This window comes from Achromobacter sp., from assembly GCF_049647645.1.
In the GTDB taxonomy this organism is placed as follows: Bacteria; Pseudomonadota; Gammaproteobacteria; order Burkholderiales; family Burkholderiaceae_B; genus Achromobacter.
Genome location: NZ_JBARYB010000106.1, coordinates 1 through 20,278, shown reverse-complemented (window position 1 = coordinate 20,278; position 20,278 = coordinate 1). Strand labels below are relative to the sequence as shown.

21 protein-coding genes and 1 pseudogene are annotated in these 20,278 nt (G+C 67.6%); 17 read left to right on the top strand and 5 right to left on the bottom strand.

Translation table 11 applies throughout. The features are described from left to right. The 6 genes from WBB14_RS12835 to WBB14_RS12810 form a co-directional block, all read left to right on the top strand. On the top strand, positions 1 to 685 hold a 685-nt coding region (locus tag WBB14_RS12835; RefSeq protein WP_424240156.1), incomplete at its 5' end, for an SDR family NAD(P)-dependent oxidoreductase. 42 nt (positions 686 to 727) lie between these two features. Then, positions 728 to 1,585: an enoyl-CoA hydratase family protein gene (locus WBB14_RS12830; RefSeq protein WP_424240155.1), complete on the top strand. Its 858-nt coding sequence runs from the start codon at positions 728 to 730 to the stop codon at positions 1,583 to 1,585. A gap of 2 nt (positions 1,586 to 1,587) precedes the next feature. Further along, positions 1,588 to 2,757: an acyl-CoA dehydrogenase family protein gene (locus WBB14_RS12825; protein WP_424240154.1), complete on the top strand. Its 1,170-nt coding sequence runs from the start codon at positions 1,588 to 1,590 to the stop codon at positions 2,755 to 2,757. 62 nt (positions 2,758 to 2,819) lie between these two features. Next, the gene (locus WBB14_RS12820) at positions 2,820 to 4,460 is read left to right on the top strand and encodes an AMP-binding protein (protein WP_424240153.1); all 1,641 of its coding nucleotides are present in this window, start codon (positions 2,820 to 2,822) and stop codon (positions 4,458 to 4,460) included. A 20-nt stretch (positions 4,461 to 4,480) separates the two neighbouring features. Continuing rightward, a complete protein-coding gene (locus WBB14_RS12815; RefSeq protein WP_013391343.1) occupies positions 4,481 to 4,906 on the top strand; it encodes an acyl-CoA thioesterase in 426 nt (141 codons plus the stop codon). A gap of 42 nt (positions 4,907 to 4,948) precedes the next feature. Further along, positions 4,949 to 5,356, top strand: a complete 408-nt coding sequence (locus WBB14_RS12810; RefSeq protein WP_207467988.1) for a RidA family protein — start codon at positions 4,949 to 4,951, stop codon at positions 5,354 to 5,356. Positions 5,357 to 5,888: 532 nt separating this feature from the next. On the opposite strand, the gene WBB14_RS12805 is transcribed toward WBB14_RS12810, so the two are convergent. Then, a complete protein-coding gene (locus WBB14_RS12805; RefSeq protein ID WP_424240152.1) occupies positions 5,889 to 6,875 on the bottom strand; it encodes an AraC family transcriptional regulator in 987 nt (328 codons plus the stop codon). Between the two features lie 280 nt (positions 6,876 to 7,155). On the opposite strand from WBB14_RS12805, the gene WBB14_RS12800 reads away from it, so the two are divergent. From WBB14_RS12800 to WBB14_RS12775, 6 genes are read left to right on the top strand one after another with little or no spacing between them, the layout of a single operon-like run. Continuing rightward, entirely contained in the window at positions 7,156 to 8,334 is a 1,179-nt protein-coding gene (locus WBB14_RS12800; RefSeq protein ID WP_424240151.1) for an ABC transporter substrate-binding protein, read from the top strand. A 28-nt stretch (positions 8,335 to 8,362) separates the two neighbouring features. Then, the gene (locus WBB14_RS12795) at positions 8,363 to 9,607 is read left to right on the top strand and encodes a dienelactone hydrolase family protein (protein WP_424240150.1); all 1,245 of its coding nucleotides are present in this window, start codon (positions 8,363 to 8,365) and stop codon (positions 9,605 to 9,607) included. A gap of 9 nt (positions 9,608 to 9,616) precedes the next feature. After that, positions 9,617 to 10,966 carry an aromatic ring-hydroxylating dioxygenase subunit alpha gene (locus tag WBB14_RS12790; RefSeq protein ID WP_424240149.1) on the top strand — a complete coding sequence of 450 codons (1,350 nt, stop codon included), beginning with the start codon at positions 9,617 to 9,619 and terminating at the stop codon, positions 10,964 to 10,966. Further along, positions 10,957 to 11,490, top strand: coding sequence for an aromatic-ring-hydroxylating dioxygenase subunit beta (locus tag WBB14_RS12785; protein ID WP_424240148.1), 534 nt, complete (start codon positions 10,957 to 10,959; stop codon positions 11,488 to 11,490). Before WBB14_RS12790 ends, WBB14_RS12785 begins: the two co-directional genes overlap by 10 nt. Then, positions 11,487 to 12,098, top strand: a complete 612-nt coding sequence (locus WBB14_RS12780; RefSeq protein ID WP_424240147.1) for a cysteine hydrolase family protein — start codon at positions 11,487 to 11,489, stop codon at positions 12,096 to 12,098. Before WBB14_RS12785 ends, WBB14_RS12780 begins: the two co-directional genes overlap by 4 nt. A 13-nt stretch (positions 12,099 to 12,111) precedes the next feature. Then, positions 12,112 to 12,918 (top strand): SDR family oxidoreductase, encoded by an 807-nt coding sequence (locus WBB14_RS12775; protein ID WP_424240146.1) that lies wholly within the window; start codon positions 12,112 to 12,114, stop codon positions 12,916 to 12,918. An 18-nt stretch (positions 12,919 to 12,936) separates the two neighbouring features. Here WBB14_RS12775 and WBB14_RS12770 read toward each other — a convergent pair whose 3' ends face one another. Next, the gene (locus WBB14_RS12770) at positions 12,937 to 14,730 is read right to left on the bottom strand and encodes a DUF342 domain-containing protein (RefSeq protein ID WP_424240145.1); all 1,794 of its coding nucleotides are present in this window, start codon (positions 14,728 to 14,730) and stop codon (positions 12,937 to 12,939) included. A 259-nt stretch (positions 14,731 to 14,989) separates the two neighbouring features. On the opposite strand from WBB14_RS12770, the gene WBB14_RS12765 reads away from it, so the two are divergent. Further along, a complete protein-coding gene (locus WBB14_RS12765) occupies positions 14,990 to 15,742 on the top strand; it encodes a lytic transglycosylase domain-containing protein (RefSeq protein WP_424240144.1) in 753 nt (250 codons plus the stop codon). 34 nt (positions 15,743 to 15,776) lie between these two features. Here WBB14_RS12765 and hemL read toward each other — a convergent pair whose 3' ends face one another. The 3 genes from hemL to WBB14_RS12750 are packed head-to-tail and all read right to left on the bottom strand — an operon-like array spanning position 15,777 to position 18,567. Next, positions 15,777 to 17,054 carry a glutamate-1-semialdehyde 2,1-aminomutase gene (gene hemL / locus WBB14_RS12760; RefSeq protein WP_424240143.1) on the bottom strand — a complete coding sequence of 426 codons (1,278 nt, stop codon included), beginning with the start codon at positions 17,052 to 17,054 and terminating at the stop codon, positions 15,777 to 15,779. 5 nt (positions 17,055 to 17,059) lie between these two features. Next, positions 17,060 to 17,725 (bottom strand): thiamine phosphate synthase, encoded by a 666-nt coding sequence (gene thiE / locus WBB14_RS12755; protein WP_424240142.1) that lies wholly within the window; start codon positions 17,723 to 17,725, stop codon positions 17,060 to 17,062. After that, a complete protein-coding gene (locus WBB14_RS12750) occupies positions 17,722 to 18,567 on the bottom strand; it encodes a bifunctional hydroxymethylpyrimidine kinase/phosphomethylpyrimidine kinase (protein WP_424240141.1) in 846 nt (281 codons plus the stop codon). The genes thiE and WBB14_RS12750 overlap by 4 nt, the downstream gene beginning before the upstream one ends. Before the next feature lie 119 nt (positions 18,568 to 18,686). Here WBB14_RS12750 and WBB14_RS12745 point away from each other — a divergent pair, with 119 nt between their 5' ends. From WBB14_RS12745 to WBB14_RS12730, 4 genes and pseudogenes are all read left to right on the top strand, one after another. After that, positions 18,687 to 18,851 (top strand): rubredoxin, encoded by a 165-nt coding sequence (locus tag WBB14_RS12745; protein WP_003814980.1) that lies wholly within the window; start codon positions 18,687 to 18,689, stop codon positions 18,849 to 18,851. A gap of 152 nt (positions 18,852 to 19,003) precedes the next feature. Beyond that, entirely contained in the window at positions 19,004 to 19,591 is a 588-nt protein-coding gene (locus tag WBB14_RS12740) for a YqgE/AlgH family protein (protein ID WP_424240140.1), read from the top strand. Further along, positions 19,584 to 19,985: a Holliday junction resolvase RuvX gene (ruvX, locus tag WBB14_RS12735; RefSeq protein WP_424240139.1), complete on the top strand. Its 402-nt coding sequence runs from the start codon at positions 19,584 to 19,586 to the stop codon at positions 19,983 to 19,985. The genes WBB14_RS12740 and ruvX overlap by 8 nt, the downstream gene beginning before the upstream one ends. A 21-nt stretch (positions 19,986 to 20,006) precedes the next feature. Next, positions 20,007 to 20,278: pseudogene (locus WBB14_RS12730) on the top strand (aspartate carbamoyltransferase); the annotation flags it as partial.

The window sequence follows — 20,278 nt, the reverse complement described above, 5'->3', positions numbered from 1 at the left end:
CGTCACGCTGCTGGGCCGCGATGGCGCGGCGCTGGACGCCGCGGCCGACAGCCTGGCCAGCCTGGGCCAGGTGCAGGCCGTCAGCGCCGACATCGCCAACGAAGCTTCGGTGCGGGCGGCCTTCGCCCAGGCCGAGGCCGAGTTCGGTCCGGTGCTGGTGCTGGTGAACAACGCCGGCCAGGCGGTCAGCCAGCGCTTTGACCGCACCGATGCGGCGCTGTGGCAGTCCATGCTGGACGTCAACCTGACGGGCACCTTCCATTGCATCCAGGCCGTCTTGCCGGGCATGCTGCAGGAAAAATGGGGCCGGGTAATCAACGTGGCCAGCACGGCCGGCCTGATCGGCTATGGCTACGTCAGCGCCTATTGCGCCGCCAAGCATGGCGTGATCGGGCTGACCCGCTCGCTGGCGCTGGAAACCGCGCAGAAGGGCGTCACGGTCAATGCCGTCTGCCCCGGCTACACGGAAACCGACATCGTGCGCGGCGCGGTCTCGAACATCGTCGACAAGACCGGCATGACGGCGGACGCCGCCCGCGCCAAGCTGGCCGAACGCAATCCCCAGGGCCGCCTGGTGCAGCCCGAGGAAGTGGCCGAGACGGTCGCCTGGCTGGCCCTGCCGGCCTCGGCCTCGGTCAACGGCCAGGCCATCGCCGTAGACGGCGGCGAAGTGATGACCGGCTGAAGCCGGCGCCCCATCCACCCCCAATTCACGAACGGAGACACCATGAGCACCCAGCCCGAAGAGCACACCATGAAGCACCACAAGCGTCCGTTTGCCGGCTACCAGGCCAAGACGTTCCTGTGGCAGGTGTCGGCCGACGGCAAGATCGGCACGGTGACGCTGAACCGCCCCGAGCGCAAGAATCCGCTGACGTTCGACTCCTACGCCGAACTGCGCGACCTGTTCCGCGCGCTGGTGTACGCCACCGACATCAAGGTCGTGGTGGTGACGGGCGCGGGCGGCAACTTCTGCTCCGGCGGCGACGTGCACGAGATCATCGGGCCGCTGACCAAGATGAGCATGCCCGAGCTGCTCGACTTCACCCGCATGACGGGCGATCTGGTCAAGGCCATGCGCGCCTGCCCGCAGCCCATCGTGGCGGCGGTCGACGGCATCTGCGCCGGCGCCGGCGCGATGGTGGCGCTGGCCTCGGACATGCGTCTGGGCACGCCCGCGGCGCGCACCGCCTTCCTGTTCACGCGCGTGGGCCTGGCCGGCGCCGACATGGGCGCCTGCACGCTGCTGCCGCGCATGATCGGCCAGGGCCGGGCTTCCGAACTGCTTTACACGGGCCGCGCCATGACGGCGGAAGAGGGCGCCAACTGGGGTTTCTTCAACGCCCTGCATGAACCGGGCGCGCTGGCTGATGCCGCGCAGACGCTGGCCGCGCAATTGGCCGCGGGTCCGACCTTCGCCCACGGCGTCACCAAGAAGCTGTTGCACCAGGAATGGAACATGGGTGTGGACGAGGCCATCGAGGCCGAAGCCGAGGCCCAGGCCATCTGCATGCAGACGCGTGATTTCCGCCGCGCCTACGATGCCTTCGTGGCCAAGCAAAAGCCCGTTTTCCAAGGGGATTGAGCATGCGCGACGCAAGCTGGCTGGATTGGCCGTTTTTCGACGATGCGCACCGCAAGCTGGCGCACGAGGTCGACGCCTGGTGCGAGGCGTCCCTGGGGGACGTGGATCACCATGACGCCGACGGCGCCTGCAAGAAACTGGTGCGCGCCATGGGCGAGGCCGGCTGGCTGCGCTATGCGGTCGCGGGCGGCCCTGGCGGCGCCTGGGGCGGCGCGCTGCCGGAAGTGGATTCCCGCGCTGTCTGCATCCTGCGCGAAACGCTGGCCCGCCACGAAGGGCTGGCCGACTTCGCCTTCGCCATGCAGGGCCTGGGCAGCGGCGCGATTTCGCTGATGGGCTCGGACGAGCTGCGCCAGCGCTACCTGCCGCGCGTGGCTCGCGGCGAAGCCATCGCGGCCTTTGCGCTGTCGGAACCCGACGCCGGCTCGGACGTGGCCGCGCTGGCCTGCGAGGCCACGCTGGACGGCGACCACTACGTGCTGAACGGCGCCAAGACCTGGATTTCCAATGGCGGCATCGCGGACTTCTATTGCGTGTTCGCGCGCACCGGCGAAGCCCCCGGCGCGCGCGGCATCAGTGCCTTCGTGGTGGATGCCGATACGCCGGGCTTCGAGGTCAGCGAACGCATCGAACTGATCGCGCCGCACCCGCTGGCCACCATTACGTTCGACAACTGCCGCATTCCGGTATCGCACCGGCTGGGCGACGCGGGCCAGGGCTTCAAGCTGGCCATGATGACGCTGGACATCTTCCGCGCCTCGGTGGCGGCGGCGGCGCTGGGCTTTGCGCGCCGGGCGCTGGACGAGGGGCTGGCCCGGTCCAAGTCGCGCCGCATGTTCGGCCAGACCCTGGCAGACCTGCAATTGACGCAGGCCGCGCTGGGCGACATGGCGACTGCCATCGATGCCTCGGCGCTGTTGACCTACCGCGCCGCCTGGATGCGCGACGTGCTGAAACAGCGCACCACGCGCGAAGCGGCCATGGCCAAGATGACGGCCACGGAATCGGCGCAGACCGTGATCGACCGCGCGCTGCAGATGTTCGGCGGCGCGGGCGTGGTGTCGGGGATGCCGGTGGAAAAGCTCTACAGGGAAATACGCGCGCTGCGGATTTACGAAGGCGCGACAGAAGTGCAGAAGTTGATCATTGCCCGTGAACTGCTGAAGGCGTAAGGCAGCCATCGAGCTCCGTCGTCCCGGCACAGCAAAAACACCGCAATAGCAAGGGGAATTCCATGGAAGCATCCGCCCACATCGACACTTTCGCCCGGGACAATCTGCCCCCGGGCGAACAATGGCCAGAGTTCTTGCTCGACGGTCCCGACGTGGCCTATCCGCAGCGCTTCAATTGCGCGGTCGAACTGGTGGACGCCATGGTCGAGCGCGGCCACGGCGAGCGCGTCGCGCTGCGCTGGAGCCAGGACGGCAAGCCAGCCACGATGACCTATCGCGAGTTGGCTGCGCTGACCAACCGCATCGCCCGCGTGCTGGCCGAGGACATGGGCCTGGTGCCGGGCAACCGCTTGCTGCTGCGCGGACCGAACAATCCGATGATGGCGGCCTCGTGGCTGGCGGCGATCAAGGCGGGCTTGGTCACCGTGCCGACGATGCCGCTGCTGCGCGCCAAGGAGCTCAAGCAGATCATCGACAAGGCGCAGATCCAGGCGGTGCTGTGCGATGCCCGCCTGAAGGACGAGGCGGAATTCTGCACGCAGCCCAGTCATGAGCATCATTGCCCGGGGCTGACGAAGGTCATGTACTTCAACGACAAGGCGCCGGATGCGCTGGATTCGTTGGCCGCGGCCAAACCGGATGATTTCAAGGCCTGCGATACGGCCGCTGACGACGTCTGCCTGATCGCCTTCACCAGCGGCACCACCGGCGCGCCCAAGGGCTGCATGCACTTCCACCGCGACGTGCTGGCGATGTGCGACCTGTTCCCCAAGCATGTCATCAAGCCGGGGCCGGAGGATATTTTCTGCGGCACGCCGCCGCTGGCCTTCACCTTCGGCCTGGGCGGCCTGCTGTGCTTCCCGCTGCGCGTGGGCGCCAGCACGGTGCTGGCCGAGAAGCTGTCGCCGGAAAGCCTGTTGCAGCTGATCCAGGATTTCCGCGCCACCATCGTGTTCACGGCGCCCACGTTCTACCGTCAGATGGCGGCGCTGGTCGGCAAGTTCGACCTGTCGTCGCTGAAGAAGAGCGTGTCGGCGGGCGAGGCGCTGCCGGATGCCACGCGCCAGCTGTGGAAGCAGGCCAGCGGCATCGAGATGATCGACGGCATCGGCGGCACGGAAATGATCCACGTGTTCGTGTCCAGCCCGCCGGAGTCGGTCAAGGCCGGCGCGATCGGCCGCGTGGTGCCGGGTTATGTGGCGCAGATCGTGGATGACGACATGAAGCCTGTGCCCAATGGCACGGTGGGCCGGCTGGCGATCAAGGGTCCGACCGGCTGCCGTTATCTGGCGGACGAGCGCCAGCTGCGTTTCGTGCAGCAGGGTTGGAACCTGCCGGGCGATACCTTCCTGCAGGACGACGAGGGCTACCTCTTTTATCAGGCACGCAATGACGACATGATCGTTTCGGCGGGCTACAACATTGCCGGACCCGAGGTCGAGGACGCGCTGTTGCGTCACGAAGCCGTGGCGGAGTGCGGTGTGGTGGGCGCGGCGGACGACGAGCGCGGCCAGGTGGTCAAGGCGTTCGTGGTGCTGAAGCCGGGCTACGAGGCCGGCAATGAGCTGGTCGTGGCGCTGCAGCAGTTCGTGAAGGCCAATATCGCGCCCTACAAGTATCCCCGTGCCATCGAGTTTGTCGAGGCGCTGCCGCGCACCGAGACCGGCAAGCTGCAGCGTTTCGCGCTGCGCAAGATGGCCTGAACCGGCAACAAGGAAATTCCATGGCAGCCCCTTTCATCAGCCAGGTCGAAGTCCGCTTCCGTCATTGCGATCCGGCGGGCATTGTTTTCTACCCTCGCTATTTCGAGATGATCAATGACTTTGTCGAGGAGTGGTTCGACAAGGGCATGGGGTTGCCGTTTCATGCGCTGCACGTGGAGCGGCACATCGGCACGCCGATGGCGTCGGTGCAGTGCGATTTCAGCGCGCCCAGCCGCTGGCACGAACGTTTGCGCCAGGTGCTGGAAGTGCAGCGCATTGGCGGCGCGTCGTTCAAGGCGCTGGTGCGTTTCGAGGGGCCGGATGGCCAGTTGCGGTTGTCGGCGACGCTGACGATCGTGACGGTGGATTTGCGGACGATGAAGTCCATGCCGCTGCCTGCGGATCTGCGGGAACGCATGCAGGCTTATCTGGTTCCCGCGGCGTAAGCGGCGGGGATCGTTTGCTTTTCTTAAATATAGGATGACGTTATGAAGATTCTGCAACCGCCGGATTGGATGGCGCCTCGGGGCTATTCGAATGGCGTGCTCACCGAGATGCAGGTGGGCAGCAAGCTCGTGTTCGTGGGCGGGCAGGTGGGGTGGAATGGCCAGCAGCAGTTCGAGTCGGACGATCTGGCCGACCAGGTGCGGCAGACGCTGGCGAACATCGTCGCGATTCTGGCCGAGGGCGGCGCGAAGCCTGAGCATATCGTCCGGATGACGTGGTACGTGACGGATAAGGACGAGTACGTGGCGGCTTATCCGGCTATCGGCAAGCATTACCGCGAGTACATCGGCCGGCATTTTCCGGCGATGACGGCGGTGGAAGTGGCGGATCTGGTTGAGGATCGGGCCAAGGTTGAGATCGAGGTTACTGCTGTGGTGCCGGCGCAGTAATTGCCGGATGCTCCTGGGCGCCGAGGGTTGGTTGATTGCTGACCTTCGGTGCTTTTTTTGTGGGCATTGCGTTCTTGAGACGATCGGCTCTTCGGCACTGTCGCGTTCGGGGGCGGTTGCTGGTTCTTGAGACGCCCGGCGCGGCGGCGGCCCGGCGTGTGCGGGGCTGCGATTGCGGTCCGGAGCGTTCGCTCCGGACTTCCCCTGCCTCATCCTCGTCCAGGCCTGCGGCCTTCCCTACGGATTCCGTCGGGCTTATCGACGCCCCGCACACGCCGGGCCGCCGCCGCGCCGGGCTCTGGCAAGTGCAGTTGACGGCAGCTGGGGCGGGCGGGGTTCTTGGGGTTCTGCTCGGCGGTGGTTTGGCGTCGAAGATCTTGCGGGGTTCGCCCCATGCCGGCCGCGCGGGCGGCCTCTTGGGGCTTGCGCGGCTTCTTGCGTTGTGATGCTGGTTGTCCGTTGGCGGCGTTGATGCCGTTGATGCCGTTGGTGCCTTTGGCGCGCGGCGTGATGCTTTGCGTCTGATGCTGCTTTATCCCATCACTCGCCGCGTCTCGCGCGGCAATTCCCCGAAGCGTTCCCGGTAGTACTCCGAGAACCGTCCCAAATGTCCGAACCCCACGCCTAACGCCACTTCCGTGACGCTGGCGCCTGTGCCCGTCCTTAACCGGTTCCTGGCCTCGTCCAGCCGCAGCGCGCGCAGCGCGTTCATTGGCGTGGTGTTGCGGTGTTCCTGGAACAAGCGCGTCAGGGCGCTGGCGCTGGCGCCGGCGTGGCGGGCGATGTCGGTCAGGGTGAGGGCGGCGGCGAGGTGGTCGCGCATATAGGTTTCGGCGGCGCTTAGCCGCCGCGGGACGGTGGGGGCGATGCCGGCTTGTGTCTGCCAGCTGTTGGGCTGGTTGTAGAGCAGGTGCAGCACCAGCGTGTCTTCCAGGTGTTCGAGCCAGGCGGCGGGCGGGCGCGGGGCGCCGTCGTCCAGGGTGGGCAGCAGGTGGATCAGGCTTTCGACCATGCTGCGCCAGACGGCGCCGACGGGGTTGTCCAGGCGCAGGGCGGGGCTGAAGTCGAGCGGGCGGGTGGCGGCCTCGCCGAAGGCGCGCTGGCCGATGGCTTCGAGTTTGCCGCGGGGGATCTTGAGCAGCAGTTGTTCGCAGCCGGCTTCCCAGTGCAGCTTCAGGGGGCGGTTGGGGGCGATGACGGCGGCGCAGTCGGGGTCGGCGTCGACGCGGTCGTTGCCGCATTCGATACAGGCGCGGCCGCGCAGGGGGACCTGGACCAGCATGAAGTCCTGCAGGCGGTCGGGTTCGATGTGGACTTCGGCGCCGTAGCGCAGCGTACAGACGGTCAGCGAGCCGAAGCGGCCGCGGTTCAGTTCGGCGTCGACGCGGCCGCCTTTCCAGGTCAGGCGGTGTTCTTTGAGGGCTTCGGAGACCAGGGTGCGCGTCTCGTCCTGCTGGGTGGAGCTGAAGACGCGCCTTTTGAGCAGGGGCGCTAGCGTGAGTCGGGACCAGCCGTGCATGGATGCCTCCGGGACGGGAACGCTCCCGTGTTACTGCCGAGGGTAATTTAAACGTCAAGCACTTGGAATTAAGTGATTCCCGGATAAGGCTGACGGAATCCGGATAGAGCGCTGCCCTGGGGCGGCCTAATCTAGCCGGTAGGCCCTTCCCGTGTTGGTTGGAGGGCGCCGCCGCGGCGCGTAAGCTGGCGGCGTTGTTCGGCAGCATGCGTAGACCGACGGCAGACGGGTTCTGTCAGCTTTCCGCCGGCGTGGCCGGGCGGGGATAACGGGGTGGCTCATGAATCGAAAGCTATGGAGCCGGCGCGCGCTGGCTGCGCTGGTGTGCATGACGGCGGCGACGGGCGCCGCGGCGGCGGACAAGGTCAAGGTCGGTTTGTTGACCACCTTGTCGGGGCCGGGAGCGGCGCTGGGCAACGAGATCCGCGACGGCTTCAATCTGGCGCTGCAGCATACGGGCGGCAAGCTCGGCGGGCTGCCGGCCGAAGTGGTGGTGGCGGACGACCAGCAGAAGGCGGACACCGGCCGCCAGGCGGTGGAGCGGCTGTTGAAGCGCGACCGGGTGGACGTGATGACGGGCATCGTGTTCTCGAACGTGCTGCTGCCGGTGATGCCGGCCATCTTGCAGTCGGGGACCATCTACCTGAGCACCAATACCGGGCCGGAGAACTATGCGGGCGCGGGCTGTAATCCGAATTTCTTCGCGGTCGCCTGGCAGAACGAGGATATTCCGGCCGCGATGGGCAAGTACGCCAGCGACCAGGGCTACAAGAGCGTGGCGCTGATCGCGCCGGACTATCCGGGCGGGCGGGAATCGCTCAATGGCTTCAAGCGGCTGTACAAGGGCGGGCTGTCGGAAGAGATCTATACCCAGCTGGGGCAGCTGGATTACGGCGTGGAGATCACGCGGCTGCGGGCCAGCAAGCCGGATGCGGTGTTCTTCTTCCTGCCGGGCGGCATGGGCGTGAACTTCATCAAGCAGTTCAATGGCGCCGGCCTGTCCAAGGAGATCGCGTTGCTGGCGCCCGGCTTCTCCGGTGACGAGGACACGATCGCGGCGGTGGGCGCGCCGATCGAGGGCATGCGCAATACCTCGCAGTGGGCGCTGGAGCTGGACAACCCGGCCAACCGCAAGTTCGTCGAGGATTTCAAGAAGACCTACAACCGCAGCCCCACGCTGTACGCCTCGCAGGGCTATGACGCTGCCATGTTGCTGGACAGCGCGGTGCGCCAGACCGGCGGCAAGCTGGAGGCGGACGCGCTGCGTCCGGCGCTGCGGCGCGCGGACTTCAAGTCGGTGCGGGGGGATTTCAAGTTCAACCGCAACCAGTATCCGGTGCAGAACTACTACCTGCGCATCGTCGAGGCGGGGGCGGGAGGCAAGCTGTCCAATAAGCTGTCGGGCACGGTGCTGACCCAATACCAGGACCCTTTCGCCGCAGCCTGCCAGATGAAGTAGGGCGGACACCCGCAACAAGGAGATACGCATGACCCAGAACATCACGACGCGCGAAGTGACGATAGATTCGCATGACGGCAAGTCCTTCGGCGCCTATCTGGCCGTGCCGGCGTCCGGGCAGGGCCCGGGCCTGGTGCTGTGCCAGGAAATCTTCGGCGTGAATGACTTCATGCGCCGCGCGGCGCAGCTGTTGGCCGAGGAAGGCTATGTGGTGCTGGTGCCGGACCTGTTCTGGCGTCAGCAGCCGGGCATCCAGCTGACCGACGGCCCGGCCGACATGCCGCGCGCCTTTGAGCTCTACCAGGGCTTTGACGTGGAACTGGGCTTGCAGGACATCGCGTCCAGCATCGCAGCGCTGCGCGGGTTGCCCGAGAGGCAGGGCGGGGTGGGCGTGCTGGGCTATTGCCTGGGCGGCAAGCTGGCGTATCTGGCCGCCTGCCGCACCGACGTGGACGTGGCCATCGGCTACTACGGCGTGGGCATCGAGAACAGCCTGGACGAGGCGTCCGAATTGCGCGGCCGCCTGGTGCTGCATATCGCCGAGCAGGACGGCTTCTGTCCCCCGGAAGCGCGCCAGCGCATCCTTGAGGCGCTGGGCAACAAGCCTGGAGTGCAGATCTACGTCTATCCGGGCATGGATCATGCGTTCGCGCGCACTGGCGGCGACCACTACGACAAGCCGTCGGCGCTGATGGCGCATCAGCGCAGCATGGCGGCCTTGCAGCGCGCCATCGGTCCGGAGTTCGACTATTCGTACCTGTGGGACAAGCACTGCGAGTACGAATTCGGCACGCGCGACGTGGCGGCGACGATGGCGACCATGGTGGCCGAGCCCTATGTGAACCATATCCCCACCATGACCGGGGGCGTGGGCCACAAGGAACTGAGCCGCTTCTATCAGCACCATTTCGTCAACAGCAATCCGCCGGACACGCGCCTGGTGCCGCTGTCGCGCACGGTGGGCGCCACGCAGATCGTGGACGAGCTGCTGTTCTGCTTCACGCACACCACCGAGATCGATTGGCTGCTGCCGGGCGTGAAGCCCACCGGCAAGTGCGTGGAAATTCCGCTGATCGCCATCGTCAAGTTCCGCGGCGACAAGCTTTATCACGAGCACATCTATTGGGACCAGGCCAGCGTGCTGGTGCAGGTGGGCTTGCTGGACCCCAAGGGCTTGCCCGTGGCGGGCCGCGAGACCGCTGCCAAGCTGCTGGACGAGACCCTGCCGTCGAACACGTTGATGGCGCGCTGGAAAGAAAGCGAGAACAAGTAGGAGCCCGACATGTCATACACCGAAGATCAATTGGCCGCGATGGTGCGCGGCGACAGCGTGCACCGCGGCGTCTACACCGACCCCGCCATCTTCGATCTGGAGATGCAGCGGATCTATGGCCGCGCCTGGATCTACGTGGGCCATGAAAGCCAGGTGCCCAAGACGGGCGACTATCACACCACGCGCCTGGGCGACCAGGACGTGCTGATGGTGCGGGCTACCGACGGCCGCGTGCACGTGCTGTACAACCGCTGCCCGCACAAGGGCGCCAAGGTGGTGGCCGATGGCGAAGGCTGTGTCGGCAAGTTCTTCCGCTGCCCCTATCACGCCTGGACCTTCAAGCTGGACGGCAGCCATCTGGGCGTGCCGTTGAAGCAGGGGCTGGAGGGCACGTCCTACGATCCCGCCGATCCGGCATTCTCTATGCGCCGCCTGGCGCGCGTGGAAAGCTATCGCGGCTTCGTGTTCGCCAGCCAGGCCAAGGAAGGGCTGGCTCTGGAGGACTTCCTGGGCGGCGTGCGTTCGTCGATCGACAACCTCTGCGACCGTTCGCCGGTGGGCGAGGTGGAAGTGGCCGGCGGCATCTTCCGCGTGATGCAGCGCTCGAACTGGAAGGTCTTCTACGAGAACCTGCACGACACCATGCACGCAAGGGTCACGCACGAATCCTCCTACGCCGCGGCGCGCGACGAGGCCAAGGAAATGGGCGAGATGCCGCTGGAGCTGCACATTATGGACGGCAACGGCGAGCCCTACGAGTTCTGGGAAAAGCTGGAGCTGCGCGCCTACGCCAATGGCCACGGCTACATGGAAGGCATCTTCAATCCGGGCGCGGCCGAGCGCGACCCGGTGTCGCGCGCGCATTTCGAAACGTTGACCGCGGCCTATGGCGAGACGCGCGCCCGCGAGATCCTGGGCATGAACCGCCACAACACGGTGATCTACGGCAGCGGTTCGCCCCACACGGTGTTCCAGCAGTTCCGCGTGATCCGGCCCATCGCCGTGGACCGCACCATGATCGAGATCCAGACCTTCCGCTGCAAGGGCGCGCCGGACGGCGTGTTCAAGCGCGCCATGCTGTACGCCAACGTCATCAATTCGCCCTCGTCCAACGTCATGCCGGATGACATCGAGCTCTACAACCGCTGCCAGGAAGGCAACGCCACGCGCGGCGGCGAGTGGGTCAGCATGCACCGCTACCACGGCAGCGACCGCAGCGACGCCGACGGCATGGTGTCGGTCAACGGCACCAGCGAACTGCCCATGCGCAACCAGTTCGACGCCTGGAAGACCTATATGGAAGCCGGCCCCGCCGCCACGGAAGCGGCAGCTGCCACCGGAGACCGCTCATGCTGCTAGACCTTGATTTCGACGTGAGCACCGAAGGCCTGTCGCCAGCCGAGGCGCCGGCCGACGCCTACCACCGCATCGCGCAGTTCCTGTACCGCGAGGCGCGCTTGCTGGATGAGCGCCGCTACGATGATTGGCAGGCGCTGTGGACGGCGGACGGCATGTACTGGATGCCGCGCGTGCCGGGCCAGCAAAGCCCTTACGACCATATCTCGCTGTTCTGGGAAGACCGCATGCTGCGCGACGTGCGCATCCGCCGGCTGGAGCATCCGCGCAACTGGTCGCAGCAGCCGCCGACGCGTAGCGCGCGGTTGGTGGGCGCGGTGGAAATCGAGGGCGTGGACGTCGCCGGCAACCTGGTGGTGCACTCCACCTTCCAGATGACGGAATGGCGCAAGCGCCAGCCGCGCCAGCTGGCGGGCCGCACCACCCACAAGCTGGCCGCCGAGGGCGACAGCTGGCGCATCCGCATGAAGCGGGTGGACCTGGTCAATTGCGACGACGTGCATGACGTGTTCGAGGTGTTCGTGTGACGGCGAACGATGCCGCGGTGCTGGCGCTGCACTTCCAGAACGACGTGCTGCACCCCGAGGGCAAGATCCGAGTCGGCCTGGACGCGGACGGCGGGGCGCGCCAGCGTCTGCTGGACAACGCGGCCGCCCTGCTGGCGGGCGCGCGGGCTCACGATTTGCCCATCGTGCACGTGCGCATCGCGTTCAGACCGGACTACGCCGACCTGATGGCCAACTGCCCCATCTTCCGCAACGTCGCCGCCATTGGCGCGGTGCCGGAGGGGCAGTGGGGCAGCGCCTTCTATGAAGGGCTGCAGCCGCTGGCCGGCAGCGCGCGCGAGTTCGTGGTGAAGCACACCCGCATCAGCGCCTTCTACGGCACGCCGCTGGAAGAGACGTTGCGGCTCTTGGGCGCGCGCCGGCTGGTGGTGGCGGGAGTCGCCACGCATTCGGTGGTGGAAGGCACGGTGCGCCACGCCGCCGACATCGGCTTCGAGGTCATGGTGGCGCAGGACGCTTGTGCGTCGGCGGATCCGGCGGTGCATGACGCGTCGCTGGCCAGCATGCGCCTGATTGCGCAAACCGGTCCGGTGGCGGAAGCTGTGCGCTGGGCCGCCGCGCCGCATTGATCAAGGATTCATCATGGATTTCACAGGCTTTCCCGGGCTGGCCGGCAAGACCGCCATCGTCACCGGCAGCACCCAGGGGCTGGGCGCGGACATCGCGCGCGGATTGGCCGCGGCTGGCGTCAACGTGGCGCTGGTCGGGCGCAATGCCGAGGCCGGCCGCGCGCTGGAAAATGAACTGGACGGCCGCGCGCTGTACTGCGAGACCGACATCGGGCAGGACGAACAGATACAGCGCTGCATCGACGCGGCCGTGGCGCGCTTCGGCCGGCTGGACATCCTGGTCAACAACGCCTGCCAATACGCGGACCGCGGCCTGGCCTCGTCGCGCGAGGAATGGCACAGCACGCTGGACACCAACCTGGTGTCAGCCGCCATCTTCACGCAGTTGGCCGCGCCGCTGCTGCCGCGCGGCGGCGTGGTGGTGAACATGGGCAGCACGGGCGGCAAGTTCGGCGCGGCCGGACGCGCGCTTTATCCGGCGTCCAAGGCGGCGCTGCTGCAGATCACCAAGAACTTCGCGGTCGAGCTGGCGCCGGCCGGCGTGCGGGTGCTGGCGGTGTCGCCGGCCTGGACCTGGTCGCCATCGGTGGAGCAGTTGTCGGGCGGCTCGCGCCCGGCGGCGGACGCGGTGGGCGCGCATTTCCATCCGCTGGGGCGGGTCGGCTCGGGCGAGGAGATTGCGGCGGCGGTGTGCTTCGCCTGTTCCGACGCGGCGTCCTGGATGACGGGTGTGGACATACCCGTGGACGGCGGCTTTTCCATCCTGGGGCCAGACCGCGGCATCTCGCCGCGCGCCTGGTTCAAGGAGCTGGCGCCCTGAGGGCGCCGGCGGGCGGCGTCAGCGGATGACGATCTGCCCTTCTTCCACGGCGGCCTTGCCGCCGATCTGGTCTTCCAGGAATTCCTGCACCTTGTTGCCCACCTGAATCGTCACGCCGCTGCAGAAGCGGCGCGCGGCCTGGATGGTGGCGCTGGCCAGGGGCTGCAGATCCAGCACCAGCTGGGCTTCTTCGGCGTCCAGCGCCAGCAGGTCCTGGCTGAGCTTGACGTGGGTATTGCGGGCGCGGTCGGCCACGTCGCCGGGGGCGCGCTGGGGATTGGCCTTCAGGAACATCAGCAGCTGTTCCAGCTTGGATTTTTCTTCGTGCATCTTCTGGCGCTTGCGCGCCAGGGCCGCGCGCTTGATGTCCGCGTGCGGGTCCAGGCCGGCCTGCACCAGCGTCGGAATGCCCGAGGGCGAGCCTATGGTGCCGGCGCGCACGGCCTGCATGGCGCGGGTCTGGCCGCCGGTGATGGCGCTTTGCTGGGTGTTGGGAGGGCCGACGTTGACGCCGCCGCCGGCCGCGATGCTGCTCTGGCGGACCTCGCGCTCGACGTCCACGTCCTTGCCCGCGCTGATGACGGCGTTCTCGATGAACTTGGCGCGCAATGCGCCGCCGCAGACGATGCGGGCGGTGCGCGCGGCGGCCGCGGCGTCCTGGAGGGCTTCGCCCAGGCCGATGATGCCGCCCTTGACCGTCACGTTGCCGCCGGCCTCGACCAGCGCCGCCTCCATGGTGCCGTTGACGACCACATCGCCCGTCACGTGGACTTCCATGGTGGCGGCGATGTCGCCGCGCACCAGCAGCGAGCCTTCGAAATGGATGTTGCCGGTGCTCAGGTTGACGGCGTCCACCTCAACCATGGGGTTGACCTGCACGCCGTGGCTGACCAGGGTGGGCGTGCCGGCGATGGCTGCGCGCAGCAGCAGCGGATCTTCGGGATCGACCGCGGCGCCGGGCAGGTCGCTGGCGAACGGCGTGTCGGGCAGTTCTTCCGGCAGGATAGGTTCGCCCAGCACCGTGGTGCCGTCCACGCCGGGCAGGGGCGGCGTGCGCCGCATCAGGGGCATGCCGGGCGTTACCAGCAGCAGGCTGCCCAGGTCGCGGTAGTCAACCTGGGCCAGTTCGTCGATATCCTGGCCGCGCGGCTTCAGGCGGTCCAGCAGGCTCTCGAAGCGCGTCGGGGTGCCGCGGGTGGGCGGCGTGCCGCGAGCGATCTGCGTGGTTTCGCGGCGGCCCTGGGTGACGGCGTCGATCAGTTCCTGTTCCAGGATGCCGTGGACGATGCCGCGTTCGGCCAGTACCTGGCGTACGGCTTCCAGCGTGACTGGCTTGCCGCCCTTGGGTGGGAGCAGGGTCAGCAGGGCGGACATGCGCGCGGCGTCCAGCTCCAGCTCGAGCGAGCCGTCGATGACCTGGCCGACCGGGCCCTGCACGGTTTCAGTGGCGTGGCGGCACAGGTCGATGAAGGTCAGGACGGCCTGGCTGTCCAGCGCTTCGGCGCCCCAGCCTTGAGCGACTGCCGCGGCCGCCAGGGTGTCCCAGCTGGGCAGGTCGGCGTTGGCGGCGGGGCGCGGCTCGGCGTCATCGTCGGCGACGGCAATGCCGGCATCCGCATCGGCTTCGGCACCGGCTTCGGCAACGAGGGCGGCTGCGCCGTCGGTCTGCGGTGCGGCCGCGGCTGCGGCGGCTGGCGAGACGGGCGCAAGGGCGGAATCCGTTGCATCGGGACGCGCGGGCGGCGTGTAGACCGCCGTCAGGACGTTGGTCGTGGCGTCCAGCGTCAACTGGAGCGTGTTTTCTGCGTCCATCTTGCCTCTCCAGCCCGGCGTTGCTCGCCAGGTGAAATTATTTGGTAATCATAGGAAATATTAAGTCATATTCTAGCGCAAGGTCTTGAGGCTACTGGAAAGTAGGTAGGGCAAATTCCGCCGCATGCCCTAGTTCTGGCCCTGTTTGCCCCTGGTTTCTCCTGGGATGGCGACCGTCCGTCCAGGACTAGGGCGTCGGTACTAGCGACAAAACGGCGTTGCCGCAGCAGCATAGGAACTCGATTTTGGAGCCCTATCCATGCACCGCCATCCCCGTTCCGTCCTGCCGGCCCTGCGCGCCCTCCTGGCGCGCGCCGGTGGCATGGCGGCGCTGGCGGCCATCGTGGCGGGCGTTCTGGCGCTGGCGCCCGCCAGTCCCGCCCAGGCGGCCGACATCTACCGCTACAAGGATCCTTACGGCGTCTGGCGGTCCATGAAGGTACCCACGGGTTACGCGAAGTACTACAAGCGGGCGCAGGCCAGGACCGTCTGGCGCGGGGCCGGCATAAAGGTCTGTCTGGAATGCGAGCCCAAGTCCGGCGACGGCGCTCGCCTGGTGACGCTTGCGTCCGCTACGCGCGCGCAGCGCTGGGGCGAACTCAAGGTGCCCGCCGCGCATGACGGACTGATTGCACGCGCAGCCCGTGAGTCGGGCGTGGACCAGGCTTTGCTGACGGCAGTGATCGCGATCGAATCGGGCTTCCGCAGCGATGCGCGCTCGCCCAAGGGTGCGCTGGGCCTGATGCAGCTGATGCCAGCCACGGCGGCGCCGTTATTGTCGGTGGCGGACGTGGAAACCGCGCTGGTGGATCCGGCGACCAATGTGAACGCGGGTTCGCGCCATCTGCGCCGCCTGATCGACCAGTATCCGGGCCGGCTGGATCTGGCGCTGGCGGCCTACAACGCGGGGGAAGGGGCGGTGCGCAAGTACGACGCCGTGCCGCCCTATGCGGAAACCCAGGCATACGTCCGAGATGTGACCGCCTTGTACGAGCACTACAAGGCGCCCTGAGGGGAGCGGCCGCGGGCCGGCCCCGTCATGTCGACTACATCGAGGCGAAGACCTTTTCGGCGATGTCCAGCGTGGACTTGATCACCGCGTCGTCGTGCGTGGCTGAAACGAAACCGGCTTCGAAGGCGGACGGCGCGAAGTGCACGCCGTGGTCCAGCATGGCGTGGAAGAAGCGATTGAACGCCGCCGTGTCGCAGGCCGAGACCTCGGCGAACGAGGTCGGCACCTGGTCGCTGAAGTAGATGCCGAACATGCCGCCCACCGAATCGGCCGAAAAGGCCAGGCCGGCGGCGCGGGCGCGTTCCTGCAGGCCCTGGGCCAGCTTGGCGGTCTGGGCGGTCAGCTTGTCGTAGAAGCCGGGAGCGGCGATCAGGCGCATCGTGGCCAGGCCCGCGGCCACGGCCACCGGATTGCCCGACAGCGTGCCGGCCTGGTAGACGCCGCCCAGCGGTGCGATGTTCTTCATGATTTCGGCGCTGCCGCCGAAGGCGCCCACCGGCATGCCGCCGCCGATCACCTTGGCCAGCGTGGTGATGTCGGGCTGGACCCCGGTCAGGCCCTGCACGCCTTGCGGACCCACGCGGAAACCAGTCATCACTTCGTCGAAGATCAACAACGCACCGTGTTGCGTGCAGACTTCGCGCAGGCCTTCCAGGAAGCCCTGGGCCGGCTTGATCAGGTTCATGTTGCCGGCGACCGGCTCGACGATGATGCAGGCGATGTCGGCGCCGTGCTGGGCGAAGGCTTCGCGCACGGCGTCCAGGTTGTTGTATTCCAGGGTCAGCGTGTGCGAGACGAATTCCGGCGGCACGCCGGCCGAGCTGGGGTTGCCGAAGGTCAGCAGGCCCGAGCCGGCCTTGACCAGCAGGCTGTCCGAATGGCCGTGGTAGCAGCCTTCGAACTTCACGATCTTGGCGCGGCCGGTGGCGCCGCGGGCCAGGCGGATGGCCGTCATGGTGGCTTCCGTGCCCGAGCTGACCAGGCGCACCTGTTCCAGCGAGGGCAGGCGCGAGATCAGCACCTCGGCCAGTTCGATTTCCGCTTCGGTCGGGGCGCCGAAGGACAGGCCGTTGATGGCGGCTTCCTGCACCGCGCGCACCACTTCGGGATGCGAGTGGCCGAGGATGGCGGGGCCCCAGGAGCCGACGTAGTCGATGTACTGCTTGTCTTCCGCGTCCCACACGTACGGACCCTGCGCGCGCTTGATGAAGCGCGGCGTGCCGCCCACGGAGCGGAAGGCGCGCACGGGCGAATTGACGCCGCCGGGGATGCTGCGGCAGGCGCGTTCGAAAAGCTGAGCGTTACTGGACATGGCGTTCAAGGCTTGCGGTTGGGGTTGGCGGAGTAGGGCGCGGAGCATGCGGCCGCGGCGGCCCGGATGCTGGGCGCCTCGAAAAGCGCGGTGATGACGGCGATGGCGTCGGCGCCGGCCTGCGCCACCAGCGGCGCGTTGTCGGGCGTGATGCCGCCGATGGCGACGACCGCGGGGCGCGGAGCGTCGTAATTGTCGGCCAGGCGGCGGGCTTCGGTCAGGACCGAGAGCGGCGCGCGCACGGTGTCGGGCTTGACGGTGGAGGCGTACATGGCGCCGAAGGCGATGTAGTCCGCGCCCGCGGCCAGCAGTTCCTGCGCGCGGCCCAGGTCGTCATAGCTGGAACCGCCCAGGATCAGGTCGGGGCCGGCCTCGGCGCGGATGCGCGCCAGGCTTTCGTCCTCGCGGCCGACGTGCGCGCCGTCGGCGCCCACCTCCAGCGCCAGGCGCCAATCGTCATTGATCAGGAAGAGCACGCCCAGCTCGCGGCACAGCGGCGCCAGCGCGCGGGCCTGCGCGGCGCGCACGGCGTCGGGCACGTTCTTGCGGCGTAGCTGCAGCGAACGCATGCCGCCGTCGGCGGCCTGGCGCACCGCCAGCAGCAGGCGGTCGGTATCGTCCCATTCGGGGGTGACGCCGTACAGGCCGGAGGGGAAACGCAGTGCTTTCATTGGGCGGAAATCCGGTTGGGGATGCGCCGGCCCATGCCCGGCAGGAAGCTGGCGGCTACCGCCGTATCGGCGTGCGCCAAGCCCCGGCGCACGGCTTCCGGCATTTCCAGGCCGCGCGCCAGCATGGCGGCGATGGCGGTGGCGGCCACGCCGCCGGCGTCGCCGTTGCGGTCCGGGGGCGCCTGCCACGGCAGGATGGCGATCTGGCCGTTCGGGCCGAGCAGCATGTTGGCGTAGTGGCCGGGCCGCTGCGGGCTGCCCAGGACCAGCACCCATTCCGCGCCCGCCGCCACCAGGGCGTGCATCGGCGTCGGTGCGTCCCCGATATCGATGTCGCCGTCGGCGTGCCACTGCGCCAAGCGCAGGTGCTCGATGATCAGCAGGTCCGTCTGCGGCAGCACCAGTTCGAGGGTGGCGGCCAGCAGGTCGTCAGCCTCGTCCTCGTCGGCGGCGTCGGCCGGCGGCTGGGCGCGCTGGCCCAGATGCAGGACCAGCGGCACCTGGCTGTAGTCGGCGGCGACCTGCGCTGCGACGCTGGCAGTTTCCGCGGTGTATAGTCCGCCCACCTTGATGGCCTGTACGGACATGTCTTCGAGCAGGCAGCGCGCCTGGTCGTCCAGCAGGTCGGGTGTAACGGGATGGATTTCTTCGATGCCGGCGGTGTCCCGCACGGTCAGCGCGGTTACGGCCGCCAGACCATGGCAGCCCAGGCTGGCGCAGGTGACGGCGTCTGCCGGCAAGCCGTCGGAACCCGAGGGATCGAGCGGACCGAAGACCAAAACGAGAGGGGGAGTAACGGGGGCCACTTGGACAGCGCTAGAGTAGGGGGCGCCCGGACACATTTGCGGTGAATCAGGGGAACCCCTATTGGGTTTCGGTAAGATTGTCCCCATTCTAATGGAAGCCCCTTACCTTTGCCCTGACGCCGGGCAAGGGCCTGGAATTGATGTAAGAGAGAACTATGCGTACTTGGATGTGTTTGATTTGCGGCTGGGTCTACGACGAAGAGGCCGGCCTGCCCGACGAAGGCATTGCCCCCGGCACCCGCTGGGAAGATGTGCCGCCGAACTGGGTCTGTCCTGAATGCGGCGCCCGCAAAGAGGACTTCGAACTGATGGAAATCTGAGGCCGTAGCGCCGACATATTCCGCCAAGGCTCGTAAGATGGGACTACCCCCCATCCTTCGCAACCGTGGGACGGATTGCCCCCAGGCATGACGCTTGCGGGGCACGCGTGGCCTCCCCACGGTTCTTTCAGATTACCCATGTAGGGGTTGCCATGACGGAAAAACACCACGAAGACGCCACGACAGACGCGGCCAACTTCGCCAATCAGTTCCTGATCGCCATGCCGGGCATGGTGGAGGGCAGCCTGGCGGGCTCGGTCATCTATGTCTGCGAGCACACCGAACGTGGCGCGCTGGGCCTGGTCATCAACCGGCCCACCGACCTGACGCTGGGTACCCTGTTCGAGCGCATCGACCTGACGCTCGAGATCGGTCCCGTGAAGGACACCCTGGTCTTCTTTGGCGGTCCGGTGCAGACCGACCGCGGTTTCGTGCTGCACGCGCCGGCCGGCGACTACAGCTCCAGCATCAAGCTGGGCGACATGGCGTTGACCACCTCGCGCGACGTGCTGCAGGCCGTGGCCGACGGCAAGGGACCGGCCCGCATGCTGGTTACGCTGGGCTATGCCGGTTGGGGCGCGGGCCAGCTCGAAAGCGAGATGGCGCAGAACGCCTGGCTCAGCGTGGGCGCCGACGACAGCATCATCTTCGACGTGCCCCCCGAGGAACGCTATCCGGCCGCCCTGAAGCTGCTGGGCATCGATCCGGTAATGCTGGCGGGCGATGCCGGCCATGCCTGAAGAGACCCTGCTGGCCTTCGATTTCGGCGAGAAGAAGATCGGCATCGCCATCGGCAATACGCTGACGCGCCAGGCGCGTCCGCTGGAAATCATCTTCGGCGAAGTCCGCGAGGCGCGTTTCGGCCGCATCGCGGCGCTGTTGCAGGAGTGGCAGCCCCACCGCGTCGTGGTGGGCTTGGCGCTGGACGCCGAGGGCGGCGAACAGCCGGCCACCGCGCGCTGCCGCCGCTTCGCCAATCAACTGCATGGCCGCTTCGGCCTGGCCGTCGAACTGGTCGACGAGCGCGGCTCCAGCATGGAGGCGCAGCGCCTGCTGGGCACCCATGCCGCCGACGACGCGATGGCGGCCGCCGTCATCCTGCAACGATACCTGGACGCCCTGCCTGCGTCCTGAGGCGCGCGGTCCGGCCTGCCTATGCTCAATCCGCAACTCGATCGCCGCGGCGAACTGATACACCTGCTGACCACCGAAGGGCTGCCCCGGCGGCATGTCGAACGGCTGCTGGACGCTGCGCGCGGCTTGGCGGCGGGCGGCGCGCCCGCCGGTCCGTCGTCCGCGATGCCGGTGTTCCTGTGCTTGCCCGATGAGGCCGCGCAGGACCGCGACGCCTTTGCCGCCGCCGCGCAGCGCCTGTCGCTGCCGCCGGTGGCGTTGGAGCCGCAGGCCGGCGACGCGCTGGCCGAAAC